Origin of the sequence: Pseudoalteromonas sp. EB27 (assembly GCF_001974875.1) — a bacterium.
GTDB lineage: Bacteria > Pseudomonadota > Gammaproteobacteria > Enterobacterales > Alteromonadaceae > Pseudoalteromonas.
The window spans coordinates 19793-39039 of the sequence record NZ_MTQD01000011.1; the positions used below are offsets into that span (position 1 = coordinate 19793).

Consider the following 19247-nt stretch of genomic DNA (forward strand, 5'->3'; position numbering starts at 1 on the left):
TTACCCTAAATTACTTTGCAGGCATTGTAGCAAAAACCAAGAATAAACGCGCCGCTAAAGCTATGTGGTTATAAAGAGCATCATAATCAGAAATAATTACAGACCGCTCTGTATATTTTTTAAGGATGTGCTCACAGCATTAATCATTACTTGCTCAATAAAAACATAACAATATGATTACAAACGAAAAATGAAAATTTTACTTATTGGTACACGCCTTGCTCCTTTTATACTGAACGTTAATTAAATCTAAGTAAGGAGAAACTTATGAACAGCGATCGTATGAAAGGTAATTGGAACGAACTTAAAGGTAAGGCTCAACAAAAATGGGGCGATCTTACCAACGACGATTTAGACAAAATTGAAGGTAGCCGTACAGAGCTAGTTGGTAAAATCCAACAGCAGTATGGTAAATCTAAAGAAGAAGCAGAGCGTGAAGTTGATGAGTTTGAAAAAACTCACTAATCGCTAACTTCTAAAAAAACCGCCATTTTGGCGGTTTTTTTGTTTAAGCTGTAGGTTATTTAGCTACGCTTTTAATTGGTTACCAATCGGTAACTGCCTAATACGCTTTCCGCACGCTGCAAAAATAGCATTACATAATGCTGGCGCATAAACTGGTGTAGATGGCTCGCCTACCCCTGCTGGTGGTGCATCACTTTGTACTATTTCAACTTCAATCTCAAGAGGTGAGTCGCTCATACGCGGTACGCGATAATCATGAAAGTTACTTTGCTGCACGCGGCCTTTATCAAAGGTAATACCATCGCTGATTGCAGTTGTAATCCCATAAATAGAGCCACCTTGGGTTTGGTTTTTAACGGTGTCGGTGTTTACAACCGTACCCGCATCAATGGCAACCCACGATTTAATTACGTTTAAATCGCCAGCATCCGACACTTCTACTTCAACTACCGTAGCTACGTAAGTTAAAAAGCTTCTGTGTGCTGCTATGCCTAAACCTCGCCCTTTAGGAAGTTCTCGCCCCCATTTACTCATGTCAGCTACTTTTTCAATAACATGGCGCAGTCTGCCAATATCTAAAGGGTAAACCTCTTTATCGCCACCGTAATTATCGTATGTGGCATTTTGCTCAGTTACATCAACAATGCGACTCGGACCTATGGTGTCTAGTAAATAGTCTTTTTGGTCGCGACCGGCTTTGTGCGCCGCTTCGCCAATAAATGACTGAATAGCAAAGGCATGAAAAATATTTGATACAGAGCGCATCCAACCAATTCGTGCTTTGGCTTGCGCATCACCGTTTTCTAACTTCATGTTAGGTGTGTTAATTGGGTTATCGGTAAACCCTAAACGCAGTTCAAAGCTTCCTGGCGTAGTCGCCCCTTCTGAAAAGGTAGACGTAATTGGTGAAAACGCGGTGCGGTGTAAATAAGATTCTATAGCGCCATTTTTATCTAGCGATGCTTCAATATGCTGAGCCGAAACCGCATGGTAAAAACCATGTTGTATGTCATCTTCACGCGTCCATTGCACACGAATAGGTTTGCCTACTTTCATTGAAAGGTAAGCTGCTTCTGCTGAAAAGTCAGGTTTTGACTTACGCCCAAAGCCGCCTCCTAACATGGTAACGTGAACATTAATTTTGCTCTCATCCATGCCAAGCATGGCAGCCACTGTTTTCATATCGGCTTGTGGATTTTGCGTAGCAGCCCATATATCAACACTGTCTTTGTTGTACATAGCTGTTGCACACGGCGGCTCCATTGGTGCTTGAGCAAGATGCGGCGCGTAATAATCAGCTACGAGTTTATTGCTCGATTTAGCCAACACGCCCATGGCATCGCCTTTATCACGTATGTTTGCCTGTGGAGTTTGTACTGTGTTTAGTAATGACTTTTTAAATTCTTCTGAATTGTAATCGCCATTTTTGCCATCATCCCACACGACTTTTAATGCTTTACGCCCTTGCCATGCAGCCCATGTGTTTTTAGCTATAATCGCAATACCGCCTTTTGGCTGAAACTGCGGTGCGCCTTTTGGTGCAGGAATTTCAATAACATCTACAACGCCGTTTATCGCTTTTGTAGCACTGGCATCAAATGACTTAACAACACCGCCTACTACCGGCGGGCGTTCAATTATAGCCACCAGCGCTTTTGGTTCGCGTACATCGGCTGCAAATATTGCTTTACCTGTTACTAAATCGGCTAAATCTATGTGCGCCATGCCAGTATTAATGTAGCGCCATTCTTTGCGTGTTTTAAGTGTTAGTTTGTCAGCTTCTGGTGGCGTTATTGTAAGCGCTAAGTCTATTAAATCTTTATAAGTAAGCGATTTACCTGAGCTGTGTGTAACAACGTGTTGATTGGCTGTACAGGTCTGCGGGTCAACTTTCCAATACTTAGCGGCAGCGTGCTGCATCATGTAACGTACACTTGCGCCCATTTCACGCAGGCGTTGCATGTTGTAGCGAATACTGCGCGAGCCATCGGTATTTTGATCGCCATATTTAGGGTCGCCCTTACCCTGAATAACAATAACCTTATCCCACGCGGCTTCCATTTCATCGGCAACTATTTGTGCAATCGCGGTGCGAATTTGCTGACCCATTTCAGAGCGATGACAGGTTATTTCAACCATGCCGTCTGGGCGCAGTGCAATAAATAAGTTTGCGCGCTTTGCTTGCTCAGATGGCTGCTCTAACACACCCGCGAATGCTCTTGGCGCACTGCCTACAAAATAAGTACCAAGTACCAATGCACCTATTGCACTGGTTTTTAAAAACTTACGGCGGTTTAAATCAAAATATTTGTTATCTTGGCTCATACTTCTTCCCCTTGTTCATTTGGGTCAAAATATTGAACACTCGCCATTGTTTTAGCGGCTGATTTAATTGCTTTATGAATGCGCGGGTATGTACCACAACGGCAAATATTTCCCGACATATTACTTACTATTTCATCGTCAGTTGGGGTTGGGTTTGCTGCTAATAAACTCGCAGCTTGCATCATTTGGCCGCACTGGCAAAAACCACACTGCGGTACTTTATGCTCAACCCATGCTTGTTGCACTGGATGGTCGCCCTGCTCGCTTAGCCCTTCAATTGTCGTAATTGAACGCCCTGCTGCTGCCGCTACAGGTAATACACACGAGCGCTGAGCTACCCCATCAATATGCACGGTACACGCACCGCACTGAGCCATACCACAGCCAAATTTAGGCCCTGTTAAATTCAATTCATCTCGGAGATACCATAATACTGGCGTTGACGGATCGCCAGAAAACTCATGTTTATTACCATTAATGGTAAGCGTGATCATACTAAACTCCTTGGCAAAGCGCTTTACAGGAGGGTTCCTTGTTGCGCGAGAACTATTTTTAATTACTTACTATTTTATACTTACTACTTTTAGCCTACCACTTAGATCTGTTTTATAAAAATACTAATTATTAGAACGTTTTACTGTTAAAAACAGATCTACATTATCAAGCATACTAAAACATACATTAATAAGTGCTCATAACATCTTCAGACAACAATTGCTCATCGTCTTTATAGACTTCAAGCCAACCTGGTGGTGATGTATCACAGCCAATAATGGTTACATGTAGTATGTAACTATAACGTCCATTTTTAAACGTATAATGGTGATTACCGCCAGTGCCACTAACCGTTACATCGCCGTTAAATAAAACCATATCAGGCTTATCCTTTGCTCTTTTATCAATATTCCACACTGCATATCGATAATTATGATCGCCTAAATCATCAACACGAATATGGTAGTTAGCTGTTCTCCAATCGAGTACTGGTTTTTCAAAGTTATTAATACTTGAATGCAAAGATTGCTTATCGTCTTCGATTAAGCTTTTTGCAAGTGTCTGCTCTTTAGATGTTCCGCTATTTATACCGATAATTTTACCATCAGTATCAACCCACATAACGCCGTTATTTAGCATAATGCCGCGCCAACCTACTTTCTCCCAATCAGTTTTAATGTTTGAACTGGCAATAACTGCCGCTAGCTCATCATTAAATACTTCATCAAAGCGGTTAATAAACTCGGCTTCATTTTTAATGTCAGGTATGGGATATCGTCGTTTTAGCGGGTAGCGAATAAGTGCTGCAATCGCAGTTTTATCATGCGCTTTAAAAGCAGCAATAACAGGTAAAACACTCTCGTGATACTTTTGCTCAAGCGCAAATATGTGTGATGTGAAAAGTAGTGATAAGCAAAAGAAGATGAAATTTAGATACTTCATTCTTAGTCCTTTAGTTTTTGATTCGCTATTATTTTCTGCAACTTATCGACCAGATTTTTTATATCAGTAATAGCCTGATATAAATCATGAGGAAGAATATCAATTACCTCATTTTCTTTGGTATACCCATTTCTATGAACAATATCATGCCTTATGTCGATGATTAATTTCACTTTAGAAGTGTCTATATTTATTTTACAACCAAGTACTTTTTTGTACATTTCCATGGTTTTATCAATTTTGTGAAATAATACCTCGCTAACGCACTTAATTGCCAACCCACTTAAATCCATTCCTGATTTAGATAAATCAAATAATGAATATTTCGTATTTCTTATTTGATCCACACGCTCTAACGCATTATTTAGATAGACACTATTTTCAGATATTAAGGCTTTTATTGTGTCCCCTAAAAAAGCTTCAAGAAGTGTTACTGAGTATGAATAACACATTTTAATTATTAAATTTTCATTAAGAGGTATAGGTTCAGAAAGTGAATTTTCAGCAAGTTTTTTGATATTGGTTAACTCAGTCACAAAATTTTGATAGATATCAACTGAGCCATTTTCTTTTAACCATTTTATCTCTGAAATCCATTCATATTCATCATTTAAATAATCTTGATAAGCTGAATAGTCATTGAGTAAACTTTGCCACTCCTCAGATTCAACTGTTAAATTTTGATCAGTAAGCCTTTCGCGAACCCATTTTTCAGCCTGTTTCTCTTGTTCACCAAATAAAACTTCTTTTATAGAGCTCAAAATATTTCCTTATAATTTATGTTTAAATAATGAATATATTAACTATTTTTAATACTTTAAAATTAAGTTTTCTTAATAAAAAATAAAAAACGAGCCAAATTAGGCTCGTTTTTTGTTTTAACTGATAGCTAGAAACTAACCGTTTCGCTTTACTCCGGATCATACCCCAAATTAGGCGATAGCCATCTTTCAGCTTCTGCTAGCGTCATATTAGTTCGTTTAGCGTAGTCTTCTACTTGATCGCGTTGTACCGCTGCTACTGCGTAGTATTTAGCCTCAGGGTGTGAGAAGTACCAACCCGAAACAGCAGCACCTGGCCACATGGCGTACGAGCTGGTTAGCTGCATGCCAATGCGTTTTTCGGTGTCGAGCAACTGCCAAATTTTCTTTTTCTCAGTGTGCTCTGGGCACGCAGGGTAACCTGGCGCTGGACGAATACCTTGGTAGTTTTCGCGTATTAGCTCATCGTTTGCTAGGTTTTCGTCTGGTGCAAAACCCCAATACTCTTTACGTACTTTTTCATGTAAGTATTCTGCAAACGCTTCGGCGAGCCTGTCGGCAACGGCTTTAACCATTATTTTGTTGTAGTCGTCTTGCTGTGCGTCAAACGCATTGGCTAAGTCGTCTTCTTCTAGGCCGCCCGTTACTGCAAACGCGCCAAAGTAATCAGGCGTGCCTTTGGGTGCTATGTAGTCGGCTAGGCAGTAGTTAGCAAAGTCGGTTTTTTCGGTTTGCTGACGTAAATGGCACGAAGTAGTTAATACTTCTTTGCGTGTTTCGTCGGTGTATATTTCTATGTCGTCCCCAACGCGGTTTGCTGGGAATAAACCAATTACGCCAAGTGGTTGCAAACTACCTGCTTTTTCAAGGTCGTCTAACATGTCGTTAGCGTCTTTAAATAAGCTTTGTGCTTGCTCGCCTACTACTTCGTCGTCCATTATGCGTGGGTATTTACCGGCGATTGACCACGTCATAAAGTATGGCGTCCAATCTATGTATTTACGTAAAGTCGCGATGGATACGTTTTTAAATTCAGTCACACCCAGCTTTTTAGGCACTGGTGGCGTGTAGTTGTCCCAATCAAGTTGTGCAGCGTTATCGCGGGCGCGCCCAATGGTAACCGGCTTAGAGCGTGGTTTTTTACGCGCTTGCTGCTCGCGCACTTTTACATATTCAGCTTTAGTTTTAGCTAAAAAGTCAGGTTTAATATCTTTTGATAATAAGTTTGAAACCACACCAACCGCACGACTGGCATTATTTACATACACAACGCCTTTGTCATATTGCGGCTCAATTTTTACTGCGGTATGCGCTTTAGAGGTAGTTGCACCACCAATTAGTAGCGGCAGTTCAAAACCACGGCGTTTCATTTCTTTTGCTACGTGTACCATTTCGTCAAGCGATGGGGTAATTAAGCCCGATAACCCAATAATATCGGCTTTTTCGTCGATGGCGGTTTGTAGTATTTTATCAGCCGGTACCATTACGCCTAAATCGATTACTTCATAGTTATTACATTGCAGTACCACGCCCACAATATTTTTACCTATGTCGTGTACGTCGCCTTTTACGGTCGCCATCACTATTTTACCGTTAGTTGAGCCTTCTTCTTTTTCAAGCTCAATGTATGGGTCTAAGTAGGCTACAGCTCGCTTCATTACGCGCGCCGATTTAACCACTTGTGGTAAAAACATTTTACCTGCGCCAAATAAGTCGCCTACTACGTTCATGCCGTCCATTAACGGCCCTTCAATTACGTGAATAGGTTTATCGGCAGCAGCACGGCATTCTTCGGTATCTTCATCAATAAAGGTAGTAATACCTTTAACAAGCGCGTGCTCAAGGCGTTTTGCCACGGGCCATGTGCGCCACTCTAAATCTTCTACTCGCTCGGCTTGTGCCATGCCCGAATACTTAGGTGCAAGCTCAACTAAGCGCTCACCTGCGCCTGGGTCGGTGTTAAGTATTACGTCGGTAACGGCTTTACGAAGCTCTGCTGGTATATCATCGTAAACGGCGAGTTGCCCCGCATTTACAATACCCATGTCCATACCCGCTTGAATGGCATGATATAAAAACACCGAGTGAATAGCTTCACGTACGGGGTTATTACCCCTAAACGAAAACGATACATTTGATACACCGCCCGACACTTTACAGTGCGGCAAATTTTGCTTAATGCGGCGTGTACCTTCAATAAATTCTACGGCGTAGTTGTCGTGCTCTTCAATACCGGTGGCTACGGCAAAAATATTAGGATCGAAAATAATATCTTCTGGCGCAAAGCCAATGTCTTCTACCAATATTTTATAACTGCGCGCACATATTGCGAACTTTCGGTCGGCGGTATCTGCTTGTCCGTCGGTATCAAACGCCATTACAACAGCGGCTGCACCAAAGCGTTTTATTATTTTAGCCTGGCGAATAAACGGCTCTTCGCCCTCTTTTAACGATATTGAGTTAACAATAGCCTTGCCTTGAATACACTTTAAGCCGGCTTCTATTACTTCCCACTTTGAGGAGTCGACCATAATTGGTACGCGTGAAATATCAGGCTCTGAGGCTATTAAGTTTAAAAACTTAACCATGGCGGCTTTTGAATCCAACATGGCTTCGTCCATGTTTATATCAATAACCTGTGCGCCGTTTTCTACTTGTTCACGTGCAACTGTTAACGCTGCTTCAAAATCTTCTTCCATGATTAGGCGTTTAAACATAGCCGAACCAGTTACATTGGTACGCTCACCAACATTGGTAAATACTGCTATTTGCTGTGTCATGCTGGCTCCTTAATTTAAGTTACAGGCTTCAAGGCCCGATAAACGCATGCGTACTTCAAGCTCTGGCAATTGGCGAGGCTTAACGCCTTCAAGCCCTTTTGCAAACGCGCGAATATGCGCAGGTGTTGTACCGCAGCATCCGCCTACTATATTAATAAAGCCCGATTTACCCCAGTCAATAATCTCGGTTGCCATTTCAGGCGCTTCTAAGTCATATTCACCAAACTCATTAGGCAAGCCCGCATTAGGGTGTACCGATGTAAATGTTTCGCACACGCGTGATAGCTCTTCTACGTATTGACGCAGTAAATCAGGACCAAGCGCACAGTTTAGACCAATCGAAATAGGCTTAATATGGCGAATAGAGTTATAAAATGCTTCGGTTGTTTGCCCTGAAAGCGTACGGCCAGAGGCGTCGGTAATAGTCCCCGAAATCATAACTGGCAATGTGCGCCCTGCTTGCTCAAAAGCTTCTTCTACGCCAAACGAGGCGGCTTTTGCATTAAGGGTGTCGAATATAGTTTCGATTAATATTAAATCGGCGCCGCCTTCCATTAATGCAAGGGTAGACTCCACATACGCAGTAACTAGCTTATCAAAAGTAACATTTCGATAACCCGGATCGTTTACGTCTGGCGAAATTGAGCACGTTTTCGATGTCGGCCCTAAAACACCGGCTACATAGCGCGGTTTTTCTGGCGTTTTAGCCGTAAATTCATCGCAAATTGCGCGTGCTAATTTAGCTGACTCTACGTTTATTTCGCGGCTTAGGCTCGCCATATCGTAATCTTCCATCGAAATAGTGGTCGAGTTAAACGTGTTGGTTTCGATAATATCTGCGCCTGCTGATAAAAAACCACTATGAATATCAGTGATTAAGTCGGGCTTGGTTAGGCTTAATAAATCGTTATTGCCTTTAATTAATACATGCCAGTCTTTAAAACGCTCGCCGCGATAGTCTTCTTCTTCTAGCTTATGATCTTGGATCATTGTGCCCATAGCACCATCTAAAATTAAAATGCGTTCTTTTAATGCTGCACTTATTTCGGCGTGTTTATTATTTGTAGGCGCGTTATTCGGCATAGTTGTTAGTCCTCACATCTTGGCTAACTAAATTAATATCATACGGTGTGGTTTGGTACACGTAGTAATTTAACCAGTTCGAAAAAAGTAAAAAAGCATGGCTTTGCCACGTTTTTGAAGGTTGTTTGGTTGCATCATCATCTGGGAAGTAATTTTCGGGTTTTGGTGCATTAGGACTTTTTTTACAATCGCGCTCGTATTCTGCTTTTAGCGAGTCGGCGTCGTATTCTGGGTGACCAGTTATAAACACTTGGCTACCCGATTTATTTTTAAGTAAGTAAGCCCCTACTCGCTCAGAACCAGCCAGTACAACTAGCTCATCGCAGGCGTTTATTTTATTTATATCAATGTGGCCATAACGTGAGTGCGGTACTAAAAAGGTGTCGTCGAATCCGCGAGTCAGTGCGCCGTGATCAAAGTAACATTGGTGGGTAAATACGCCACACAGTTTGTCGTCTTTTAAATCACGCTTTAAATTGTAACGGTGATATAGCGCTGCATGTGCTGCCCAGCACGAAAATAACGTAGAGGTAACGTGTTGCTCAGCCCAATCAATAATAACCTTTAGCTCATCCCAATACGCTACATCGTCGTATTCTAAATGAGCAAGTGGCGCACCGGTTATAATTAACGCATCGTAATTGTTGTCTTTAACCTCAGAAAAATAACGATAAAAGGTATCAAGGTGTTCTTCTGAATTACTGCTACTGCGGTGAGTGTCGAGGCGCAGTAGCTCTACGTTCACTTGCAAAGGCGAGTTGGCAAGCAAGCGAATAAACTGAACTTCGGTTTCTACTTTATTAGGCATTAAGTTTAAAATAGCCAAACGCATTGGGCGTATTTCTTGCGTTTTTGCACGTGTTTTTGGCATTACAAATACGTTTTCTTGACGTAAACGTGCAATGGCCGGCAACTCGTCTTTTACTGTAATTGGCATACTTTACTCCTGCTCATAAAAACCGAAGGTTAATTATGAACTGAAAGTAAAAAATATCAACCTCTAGATGTATAGATGTCTAAATGAAATTTATTCATTCTATTAAATTAGGATTTACTGAGGTGGTATGTATGAGGAAAAACGTCTTTATTATAAAATAACCTGTTTTAATATTTTGAAGTAGCGCTACTAAAAACGAGTAGCGCATATGCAGTTAAAAACGGTAAATCACAGATAAATTAAGTGCGTAAATATCGCCTTGGTCTGCATCAAAATATTGATATTCTGCACTTAATTGCCAGCGTTGAGTTAGCCTAAAGTCAACGCCAGTTCCGTACGTTACGCCGCCTTCGTCGTAGTTTTGCTCCGTTATTAGCGTAGAGTTTGTATCTGTACCAGTTATTGATTCTGCCAGGTTTTTTAAGTCGCCTTCATTGTAACTTAATTTATTTCTACCATAGCCACCAAATAAAAACACATCAGCGCGAGATGAAATTGGATAATTAGCTTTTACAAATATACTTGTTTGCAAATCAAGGCTTGAATCGATTTCGCTCTTAATGAATTCTGAGCTAAGCGAACCGTCCTGTGGGTTCTGAGTGTAAACAATTCCGTTTAGAGGAGTTGACTCATCATTTAACCCAAAACCTATACGCCCTTCTAATGCAAAGTATCGCGAAAACTGATACCCAAACCGGCCGTAAAGCGTTGTAAACTGTATGCTATCACTCTCGTATACATCAATTTGCGTAGACCCTATCCCTACTCCTTGGTAATAACCATTTACGTGGAGTATGTCTGCTTCGCTCGAAAATGAGTATAAACCTAAAAGTAATGCCCCTAACTTTGTAACTATTTTCATGTTCATTCCTTTAAACCTTTGTAATATTAACAATATGATGTCTAACAACAAACTAAGTGTGGCCTGCCTATATAATTTACTTATACTTTGCAGCTTGTAAATATTCTGTACCACTTTTGTTAAAAATGGAATGTATTTGAACAATATAAAACAATAGATTACAGAATTTTACACAATAGAAATCCTGTAATAATAGTGTTTAAACGAGCAATCAAAACAAAGTACCGCTTAGGTAAGCGTATTGTTCTATTCAGCATTCGTTGACTGTTTAACCCCTCAACAACTACAATACAACATTGAAATTTTTATTATTATTTGAAGGCTTTCCTCCATGGTTTTACCTGATAAATTTATATTCTCGATGAGTCGAGTATCTAAGGTTGTGCCACCTAAGCGCACTATCTTAAAAGATATTTCGTTACACTTTTTCCCTGGCGCTAAAATTGGTGTGCTTGGTTTAAACGGTTCTGGTAAATCTACGTTACTACGTATTATGGCCGGTGTTGACCAAGATTTTGAAGGTGATGCACATCCTCAGCCTGGTACAAAAATTGGTTATTTACCGCAAGAGCCTGTTTTAGACGAAAGTAAAACAGTTCGTGAAATTGTTGAAGAAGCTGTTGGCGAAGTTAAACACGCACTTAAACGTCTTGACGAAGTGTATAACGAATACGCCATGGAAGACGCTGACTTTGACGCACTTGCAAAAGAGCAAGGCGAGCTTGAAGCTGTTATTCAAGCGCACGATGGACACAACATTGATAACGTTTTAGAACGTGCTGCTGATGCACTTCGCCTGCCAGAATGGGATGCTAAAATTGAGCACCTTTCAGGTGGTGAGCGTCGTCGCGTTGCTATATGTCGATTATTGCTTGAAAAACCAGACATGCTTATTCTCGATGAACCAACTAACCACTTGGATGCTGAGTCGGTTGCATGGTTAGAGCGCTTCTTACACGATTACGAAGGTACTGTTGTGGCGGTAACGCATGACCGTTACTTCCTTGATAATGTAGCTGGCTGGATATTGGAGCTTGACCGTGGTGAAGGTATTCCATGGGAAGGTAACTACTCTTCTTGGCTTGAACAAAAAGATGCGCGCTTACAGCAAGAACAAAAATCTGAAAAAGCACGTCAAAAATCAATTGCGCAAGAACTTGAATGGGTTCGTTCAAATCCTAAAGGTCGCCAAGCTAAGTCAAAAGCACGTATGGCTCAGTTTACTGAGATGCAGCAGTCTGATTACCAAAAACGTAACGAAACTAACGAGATGTTTATTCCACCTGGCCCGCGTTTAGGCGACCAAGTACTTGAAGTAACTAATCTTCGTAAGAGTTTTGGCGATCGCGTTTTAATTGACGATTTAAGCTTTAGCATGCCAAAAGGTGCCATTGTGGGCATTATCGGTGCGAATGGTGCGGGTAAATCAACGTTATTTAAAATGATCAGTGGTGAGCAAGAGCAAGACAGCGGTAGCATCACCGTTGGCGAAACTGTACACCTTGCGACAGTTGATCAGTTCCGCGATGGTATGGACGAAAGCAAAACTGTTTTCCAAGAAATATCAGACGGCCAAGACGTACTAAAAATTGGTAACTTTGAGTTCCCAAGCCGTGCGTATGTAAGTCGCTTTAACTTTAAAGGTAACGATCAGCAAAAGTTTGTTAAAGACCTATCAGGTGGTGAGCGTAACCGTTTACACCTTGCTAAGTTATTAAAAGCTGGCGGCAATGTGTTACTACTCGATGAGCCAACCAATGACTTGGACGTTGAAACACTACGTGCACTAGAGAACGCTATTTTAGAGTTCCCTGGTTGTGTAATGTGTATCTCGCATGACCGTTGGTTCCTTGACCGTATTGCTACGCACATTTTAGATTACCGCGACGAAGGTCAAATTAACTTCTTTGATGGTAACTATACTGAATACGAAGAGTGGCTTAAAAAGACACTAGGTGCAGCAGCAACTGAACCTAAACGTATTAAGTACAAAAAAATCGGTTAATAGCTGATTTTAGATAAATTCTTAAGCCCTGCATTTATGCGGGGCTTTTTTATGCCACCAGCATTACAGGAGCATATATTGCTAGCATGTAGAGAATTACCCGCTATGCTTAATTTATTATAAAAACAGTAAGGCTAAATTGGGTTATGCAAAATCGTCGTCAGTTTTCTCGTGTGTTATTTTCGACTACCGCTTTGTTATGTTTTGATGACCACAAGTATCCATGTAAATTACTTGATGTATCGTTACATGGCGCATTGATTACAAATTGTGATGCTTTTATTGGCAACCAAAATAGCCAAGCTGCTTTGCATTTTTCGCTTCCTCAAAGCGATATAGAAATTAAAATGGAAGTGGTAATTTGCCACATTGAAGCCGATCATATTGGTTTAAAATGCCATCATATTGATATAGATAGCATTACCTATTTAAAGCGTTTAATAGAGCTAAACTTAGCTGATGACGAACTATTACATCGCGAACTCGCCATGTTGATTCACGACACACAAGAATAGACTCATTTGGATTAGTTGATTACCATAGTGCAAACTTTTTAACTTGTGCAAACATGACTTTAAATCCACATTTACCTTTGGTATATCACCCTAACTACTCGTTTAATTTTGATCCAAAGCATCGTTTTGCAATGAGTAAGTTTGCACATTTATATCAGCATGTTGCAGAGCTTGGTTTAATCGGCAGTAACCTGGTAGAACCAATTCTCGGTACGCCAGAGCCGCTTGAGCTAATACACTGCGAAAACTATATACATGACTTGTGGAATAACCGCCTAGATGAAAAAGCAATGCGCCGCATTGGCCTACCTTGGTCAAAAGAGCTTATGGCACGTACCTTTACAGCACCTCAAGGTACGCTGCAAACAGCTCGTTTAGCACTTAAACATGGTATAGCGTGCCACTTAGCTGGTGGTACACACCATGCGCATACCGATTTTGGCTCAGGCTACTGCATGGTTAACGATTTAGCCTTTACTACGCAAACTTTAATTGAATCGGGTGAAGTAACTAACGTACTTATTTTTGATTTAGACGTGCACCAAGGTGATGGCACAGCCGCAATGTTAGAGCATCAAGCATACGCTTATACTTGTTCTATCCATTGTGAAAAAAACTTCCCCTTTAGAAAGTCCGCTAGCGATTTAGATATTGGTTTAGCCGACAACATGAAAGACGACGAATACCTTGCCATAGTTGACGAAACCTTGAGTTATTTACTAAAAGAGCTAAACCCAAGCTTGGTACTTTACGATGCAGGCGTTGATATTTGGCAAGGTGATGGCTTGGGTAAATTAGATATCAGTTGGGATGGAATAATCAAACGCGACCACTTAGTGCTTAAACGCTGCCTTGAGCACAACACGCCCGTTGCCACAGTAATAGGTGGTGGCTACGATAAAGACCACCTTCGCCTCGCTAAACGCCACGCTATTGTTGTTGAGCAAGCTGCTGGCTTTTAGTTTGAAATAAAAATGTTAAATTCTCGTTCTTATTTAATATGTAAAATAAGAACGAACATATTATGAAACAACTATTTATTGCCATCGCACTAATTTTTATAAGCTTTACAAGCTATTCGCAAGAAGAAAGCACGCAAGAAACATACCCTAAGCTACCTACATTAAATTTACAAATGGCTGATGGTTCTGCTCTCAATACTCAAGATTTATTAGGCCAACCTTACGTTTTACACTTTTGGGCAACGTGGTGTCCGTACTGTAAAAAGCTACAGCCAGCACTTCAAAAAATTGATGATATGGGCTTAAAAGTTATTGCTGTGAGCTTTAAAGAAGATGACGGTGCTACTCCCGCTAAAACGCTTAGCGATAGAGGTTATACTTTTAAAACAGCCGTAAAAGCCGATGCAATAGCACTGCAATTAGGTATACGAGGCACACCTACTACATTATTTGTAAATAAAGAAGGCAATGTAATTTGGCTGACTAATACGTCAAACCCAGAAGATCCAAACCTACATTTAAAGGCACGAACTTTGTTGCACTCCATCGATATGGCAACTGAGTGACTTATTGCGTTTTTAATTGATTAGGTGTTAGACCTGTCCAGCGCTTAAAGGCTCGCCGAAAGTTAGGTATATCGTAAAAAGCTAAATGCTCAGCGACTTGTTCGTTATGTTTAGCGCACAGAGTAAGTAGGTAAATAGCTTTGTGCTTATTTTGCTCATCTATTAACGCTGAAAAGCGTACCCCATTGAGTTTGAGCCTGCGCTTAAATGTAGCTGAACTCATAGCAAAGTGCTTTGCGGTACACTCTAAATTAGCACTTGGGTGAGAGTATAAGTATCTGCAGACGGCTTCAATAAAAGTCATGCTAACTACGCTTTTATTATGCAGCTGTGACTGCGCTTGCATAAATCGTAATTGACTCGCATGCGGGTTTTTAGCCCTTAACATGGTTTTATTTAATACCCAGCGAGTACATGGCTTATCAAAACTTACCTTTAGCCCTAAATTTTGCTCGTACTCTTGAATATGCCTAGGGCGTTTAAAAGCAAAGTCGAACTGACAATGCGGGTAACTTTCGCTCACTCGTTTAAGTAAACTATAAAATGCAGTGCTATATATCTCTAGCACATAGCGGTAAAGGCTTTCATCAAGCCCATGTGCTGGCTGAATATAAATATAAACGTTATCGTTTTTAATATACGTTTGACTAAACAGCAATGGTGCTAATTGCATTCTTAAAAGTGATAATTGCTTTAATACTTGAGCTAAATTATCGCTATATATTAATGCCTGTGCTTCGGCTCGAGTGTCGTTAATAAGTTGACTACCGAGTAAAAAACCACTGTCAGTACTTTTCATCAATAACTTAAATTGAGCTAATAAACGCACCTGCTGAGACACACTAAATGCATGTTGAAAATTAAGTAAGTCTTGTTCAAAAATGCCGGTACCGCGTAGCAGTTTATGTAAATTTATATCTCGGCTTTGAGCAAGCTCTACAGCTGACGTAATAAGCCCTTGAGCGCTTAAATATTTATCGTCTTGGCTAACAAACGTATGCACGGTGCACTACTTTTTGTTGATGCTTTTTTTGTTGTAATTGACTATGCAGTTGGCTTGTTAGTTTACTTGTACTGCTATGCTTATTACCTTGTATTAAGGCGGTAGTGACATATTGAAATTTTGCTTTTTTAGATGCTTCAACTTTAAATGCACAGTGTTTTAGCGCTCCTTTAATTTGCGCCATCAGCTCTTTAGCTTGCTGCTCTGTAGTGGCTGGCATTAATACCATAAAGCAATCTCCTGCGTAGCGGCACACTACATCACTTAGTCGGCAGTTCATTAATAATAACTCGCTAATTTCACGTAGTAACCGGTCGCCTTCACTAAAGCCAAACTCACTATTAAAATGAGAAAAGTCGCGTATATCAATAGCTCCCAACCAAAACGGCTGTGTGTTAATTGATTGCTCATTAATTGCTGAATCTAGATACTGCGCCTTATAAAGACCCGTTATTGAACACACCTTATCGTGCTCACGTAAATGCGCTTCACGGCGGCGTAGCTGACGATTTAATACATACTGCTCTTGATGCCAATAATACAAACCTATACTTGTTAATAACATGCCTAACGGAGCGGGCAGAGATTCAATCCAACTCAGCCATTGGTGCGCGGGGTGCATTAGCCATTCATCAAGTAAATCGAGCGTTGCCGAGAACATAAATAGCCCAACACCTATCACTAAGTAAGTGGTTACTTTACTCGGTGGTCTTGAAATTAATAACGCGATAATCCATACAAGTGTCATTAATACAATACCGCCCTCTCCCATAATATCGAGCCACTGAATACTGGCGTAAGTTTTTAATACTCCTAAATAACTACTTAAAAACACAGCGCTAAAAAACATCGCAATAATAGCGTTTATTAGTAATCGGTGGCTGATAAAAGGGTTAAATCGCATGTGCAGTATCTCGTTTATAAATGAGCTTTAAAGTTAGTTCATACAAGCTTGTGTTAGCAGGGTCATATTAGCTCAGCTATGTGACAACTAGATGATACATACCTTAAAAACAGCCCTGCACAGTAGATAACACCAGCCTTTACAGGGAGTGATAAAAGCTCAATACGCTCTACATATTGCTCAAGTACCTCTAAATACATGTATTTAAAATAAACCCTGTCACATTTACGTAATCAATTATCTTTAGCTTGCTCGCCATACCAAGAAACAACCCTGTAATAACCAAGAGCAAATACAATGAAACACTTTAAAATAAAAGCACTGGTAGCCGCATTAGCTTTATGTAACTTAACGGCTTATGCAGAAGATGATGCAAAAGAAACTACAAAAAAAGATATAGAAGTTTCTGATAAAATTGTTGTATACGGTGAAATTGGTTATAGAAATCGCTCTGACGAACTCGCGCCAACCTTAGAATACTCACAAGAGTACTTTCAGCGTTTTGAGCCATTAACTGCGGGCGATGCATTAAAGCGTGTACCTAGTGTTACATTTTTATCGGATGTACTTGAATCTGACGGTGCACGTATGCGGGGCTTGAGCCCTGCTTATACAAAGGTACTTATAAACGGTGAAGAAGTACCTGGCGCAGGTGCCGACCGTTCATTTTTTGTTGACCGAATTCCGGCTGAATTAATTGAACGCGTTGAAATTATTCGCTCATCAAGTGCCAATCGTTCAGCCGATGCGATAGCGGGCACATTAAATATTGTACTGCGCGATGGTTACAGCTTAGATGGTGGTTACTTACGCGCTGGTGGCTTGCTTTATGATGATGGCGAGTTTAAAGAAAGCTTGGCTGCTGTGTACGGTACTGAATTTGCGGGGGGTCGTTTATTACTTGGTGCAAATTTACAAGGCCGATATAACCCAAAACAAAAAACGAGCCTGCGCTACGGCGATAGCCCAGAAAACAATGTAAATTTTCAAACCGAAGAGTTTGATAACCGCGAAGACCAATCTGACACTCGCGATGGCGACGACACATCACTAAACGCCAGTTACGAAATTGTTTTTGATAACGATAGTCAGTTTAATATTAGCGCTATGTGGGTTGATACAGAGCGCACTGAAGATGAACGTTCGTTTGAATACGACGATACCACTGCAACCAGCAATGATATTGTAAATGGCGGAAACCTAGAAACCGATAATGCCAATGTTAAGTATATTGACCAAACTAATTACAACATCAATACCGCCTATGAATTTCCACTGCTAAACGGCACAAGTAAATTAAAGTTTGGTATCGCCAAATTTGACGAGTCGGTATACGAGCAAGAAGTAGAGCTTGATACGTCAGAGCTGCCAATGATATTTGAAGAAGAACAAGCTCAAAGTGACATAGACGATAAAGAATGGACCCTGCAGTGGCAACATAGCCAACCTTGGGGTGACAGCAAAGAAATTCAGTTTGGTGCATTTTTACAAAATAAAAAGCGCGATAGCAATATTTTTGAAGCCGAAGACGAGCTTGAATTAGCACTTACAAGCTGGGATCAATATGCGGGAACACCTTTATCTTTGGCTGTATTTACCAGTGAATTTGAACCGGTTTTTGGTGGCGTAAACACGCTAGAGGAAGACCGCTTTGATGTGTTTGCCCTTATTAAACACCAAGATGATTTATTTGCCTGGGAATTGGGCGTTCGCTGGGAGTCTACTGATTCAAAAATTAATGATAAAACAATTGGTGTAACCGAAGATAACAACTACGATTTTGTTCTACCTTCAGCACATTTTCGTTATAACGTGAGTGAAAATGGACGCGTTAGCGCCTCTGTTGCGCGTAGTTTACGACGCCCCGAGTTTGATTTTTTAACACCAGCACTTATCGAAAAAGAACTTGGCGATAACGACCAACTAGGTAATCCAGAATTAAAACCAGAATCAGCTTGGGGTATGGATTTAGGCTACGAATATCGCTTAGGTAAAAGTGGCGTTGTAGGCATTAATTTATTTTACCGCAAAGTAAACGACCTAATAGAAATAGCAAATACAGGACAAGAAGGCTCTGAAGGAGAAGGTACATTTGTATTGCAGCCTCGCAACACAGGCGACGGTAACGTAAAAGGAGTTGAGCTTGATTTATCTACTCCGCTTGGCGCATTTAGCATGCCTAATACGGGAGTATTTTTAAATTACTCATGGCTTGATAGTGAAGTAACCGACTTTTTTGGGTCTCGAAAATTTAACGATCAATCAGACTACGTTTATAACGTTGGGTTTATTCAAGACTTACCCGATCTCAAAGCTGCATTTGGTGCAACTTACCGTAAGCAAGGTGATGCTTATGGGCGTATTGTAGGTGAAGAAGTAACAACATCTTACAGTGCCGATTTTGAAGTGTTTATAGAAAAACGCTGGGAAAACGTAACGCTGCGTTTAGTGGGCTCAAACCTGCTTGATGCAAGTAAAGACGAAACCTTTAATAAGTTTGATACCGTATCAGATCAGTTCGATCGTAGCTTTGATGAGTACGAAATTGAATCTGAAGAAGCAGGTCCTGTTTATCAATTAATGCTGCGTTACGCATTTTAAGTCATGGTGTTTGCGTGGTAACAATGAAGTGACTTTCGATA

At 40.7% G+C, this 19247-nt stretch carries 16 protein-coding genes; 6 read left to right on the forward strand and 10 right to left on the reverse strand.

What is annotated here, in order from left to right:
• The first annotated feature begins 267 nt into the window (after window positions 1–267).
• Complete coding sequence (locus BW142_RS13090; protein ID WP_008132353.1) at window positions 268–465, forward strand: CsbD family protein; 198 nt, start codon at window positions 268–270, stop codon at window positions 463–465.
• 63 nt (window positions 466–528) lie between these two features.
• Here BW142_RS13090 and BW142_RS13095 read toward each other — a convergent pair whose 3' ends face one another.
• The 8 genes from BW142_RS13095 to BW142_RS13130 form a co-directional block, all read right to left on the reverse strand.
• The gene (locus tag BW142_RS13095) at window positions 529–2790 is read right to left on the reverse strand and encodes a molybdopterin cofactor-binding domain-containing protein (RefSeq protein ID WP_076925134.1); all 2262 of its coding nucleotides are present in this window, start codon (window positions 2788–2790) and stop codon (window positions 529–531) included.
• Window positions 2787–3284, reverse strand: coding sequence for a (2Fe-2S)-binding protein (locus BW142_RS13100; RefSeq protein ID WP_007376163.1), 498 nt, complete (start codon window positions 3282–3284; stop codon window positions 2787–2789). The genes BW142_RS13095 and BW142_RS13100 overlap by 4 nt, the downstream gene beginning before the upstream one ends.
• Window positions 3285–3471: 187 nt before the next feature.
• A complete protein-coding gene (locus BW142_RS13105) occupies window positions 3472–4227 on the reverse strand; it encodes a hypothetical protein (protein ID WP_076925135.1) in 756 nt (251 codons plus the stop codon).
• 2 nt (window positions 4228–4229) lie between these two features.
• Window positions 4230–4988, reverse strand: a complete 759-nt coding sequence (locus BW142_RS13110) for a HEPN domain-containing protein (RefSeq protein ID WP_076925136.1) — start codon at window positions 4986–4988, stop codon at window positions 4230–4232.
• 149 nt (window positions 4989–5137) lie between these two features.
• Window positions 5138–7768, reverse strand: coding sequence for a methionine synthase (gene metH / locus BW142_RS13115; protein ID WP_076925137.1), 2631 nt, complete (start codon window positions 7766–7768; stop codon window positions 5138–5140).
• A 9-nt stretch (window positions 7769–7777) separates the two neighbouring features.
• Window positions 7778–8851 (reverse strand): homocysteine S-methyltransferase family protein, encoded by a 1074-nt coding sequence (locus tag BW142_RS13120; protein WP_076925138.1) that lies wholly within the window; start codon window positions 8849–8851, stop codon window positions 7778–7780.
• Entirely contained in the window at window positions 8841–9788 is a 948-nt protein-coding gene (gene metA, locus BW142_RS13125; RefSeq protein ID WP_076925139.1) for a homoserine O-succinyltransferase, read from the reverse strand. Before metA ends, BW142_RS13120 begins: the two co-directional genes overlap by 11 nt.
• Window positions 9789–10002: 214 nt before the next feature.
• On the reverse strand, window positions 10003–10650 hold the full coding sequence (locus BW142_RS13130; RefSeq protein WP_076925140.1) for an outer membrane beta-barrel protein: 648 nt from the start codon (window positions 10648–10650) through the stop codon (window positions 10003–10005).
• Window positions 10651–10981: 331 nt separating this feature from the next.
• Between BW142_RS13130 and ettA the strand changes: the two genes are divergently transcribed.
• From ettA to BW142_RS13150, 4 genes are all read left to right on the forward strand, one after another.
• Window positions 10982–12655, forward strand: a complete 1674-nt coding sequence (gene ettA / locus BW142_RS13135) for an energy-dependent translational throttle protein EttA (protein WP_024598271.1) — start codon at window positions 10982–10984, stop codon at window positions 12653–12655.
• A 146-nt stretch (window positions 12656–12801) separates the two neighbouring features.
• On the forward strand, window positions 12802–13170 hold the full coding sequence (locus BW142_RS13140) for a PilZ domain-containing protein (RefSeq protein WP_024598272.1): 369 nt from the start codon (window positions 12802–12804) through the stop codon (window positions 13168–13170).
• A gap of 53 nt (window positions 13171–13223) precedes the next feature.
• Window positions 13224–14132, forward strand: coding sequence for a histone deacetylase (locus BW142_RS13145; RefSeq protein WP_024598273.1), 909 nt, complete (start codon window positions 13224–13226; stop codon window positions 14130–14132).
• A 62-nt stretch (window positions 14133–14194) separates the two neighbouring features.
• Window positions 14195–14698, forward strand: a complete 504-nt coding sequence (locus tag BW142_RS13150; protein WP_076925141.1) for a TlpA disulfide reductase family protein — start codon at window positions 14195–14197, stop codon at window positions 14696–14698.
• Between the two features lies 1 nt (window position 14699).
• On the opposite strand, the gene BW142_RS13155 is transcribed toward BW142_RS13150, so the two are convergent.
• Both BW142_RS13155 and BW142_RS13160 read right to left on the reverse strand, forming a co-directional pair.
• Window positions 14700–15701, reverse strand: a complete 1002-nt coding sequence (locus BW142_RS13155) for an AraC family transcriptional regulator (RefSeq protein WP_076925142.1) — start codon at window positions 15699–15701, stop codon at window positions 14700–14702.
• Window positions 15685–16605 carry a GGDEF domain-containing protein gene (locus BW142_RS13160; RefSeq protein ID WP_076925143.1) on the reverse strand — a complete coding sequence of 307 codons (921 nt, stop codon included), beginning with the start codon at window positions 16603–16605 and terminating at the stop codon, window positions 15685–15687. Before BW142_RS13160 ends, BW142_RS13155 begins: the two co-directional genes overlap by 17 nt.
• 297 nt (window positions 16606–16902) lie before the next feature.
• Between BW142_RS13160 and BW142_RS13165 the strand changes: the two genes are divergently transcribed.
• Window positions 16903–19206 carry a TonB-dependent receptor gene (locus tag BW142_RS13165; protein ID WP_076925144.1) on the forward strand — a complete coding sequence of 768 codons (2304 nt, stop codon included), beginning with the start codon at window positions 16903–16905 and terminating at the stop codon, window positions 19204–19206.
• Window positions 19207–19247 lie beyond the last annotated feature (41 nt).

Bases quoted from the DNA above. Each gene is read 5' to 3' on its own strand.
- metA (WP_076925139.1), bottom strand. From the start codon at position 9,788: ATGCCAATTACAGTAAAAGACGAGTTGCCGGCCATTGCACGTTTACGT.
- BW142_RS13105 (WP_076925135.1), bottom strand. From the start codon at position 4,227: ATGAAGTATCTAAATTTCATCTTCTTTTGCTTATCACTACTTTTCACA.
- BW142_RS13145 (WP_024598273.1), top strand. From the start codon at position 13,224: ATGACTTTAAATCCACATTTACCTTTGGTATATCACCCTAACTACTCG.
- BW142_RS13120 (WP_076925138.1), bottom strand. From the start codon at position 8,851: ATGCCGAATAACGCGCCTACAAATAATAAACACGCCGAAATAAGTGCA.
- BW142_RS13140 (WP_024598272.1), top strand. From the start codon at position 12,802: ATGCAAAATCGTCGTCAGTTTTCTCGTGTGTTATTTTCGACTACCGCT.
- BW142_RS13165 (WP_076925144.1), top strand. From the start codon at position 16,903: ATGAAACACTTTAAAATAAAAGCACTGGTAGCCGCATTAGCTTTATGT.
- ettA (WP_024598271.1), top strand. From the start codon at position 10,982: ATGGTTTTACCTGATAAATTTATATTCTCGATGAGTCGAGTATCTAAG.
- BW142_RS13095 (WP_076925134.1), bottom strand. From the start codon at position 2,790: ATGAGCCAAGATAACAAATATTTTGATTTAAACCGCCGTAAGTTTTTA.
- BW142_RS13160 (WP_076925143.1), bottom strand. From the start codon at position 16,605: ATGCGATTTAACCCTTTTATCAGCCACCGATTACTAATAAACGCTATT.
- metH (WP_076925137.1), bottom strand. From the start codon at position 7,768: ATGACACAGCAAATAGCAGTATTTACCAATGTTGGTGAGCGTACCAAT.
- BW142_RS13130 (WP_076925140.1), bottom strand. From the start codon at position 10,650: ATGAAAATAGTTACAAAGTTAGGGGCATTACTTTTAGGTTTATACTCA.
- BW142_RS13100 (WP_007376163.1), bottom strand. From the start codon at position 3,284: ATGATCACGCTTACCATTAATGGTAATAAACATGAGTTTTCTGGCGAT.
- BW142_RS13090 (WP_008132353.1), top strand. From the start codon at position 268: ATGAACAGCGATCGTATGAAAGGTAATTGGAACGAACTTAAAGGTAAG.
- BW142_RS13150 (WP_076925141.1), top strand. From the start codon at position 14,195: ATGAAACAACTATTTATTGCCATCGCACTAATTTTTATAAGCTTTACA.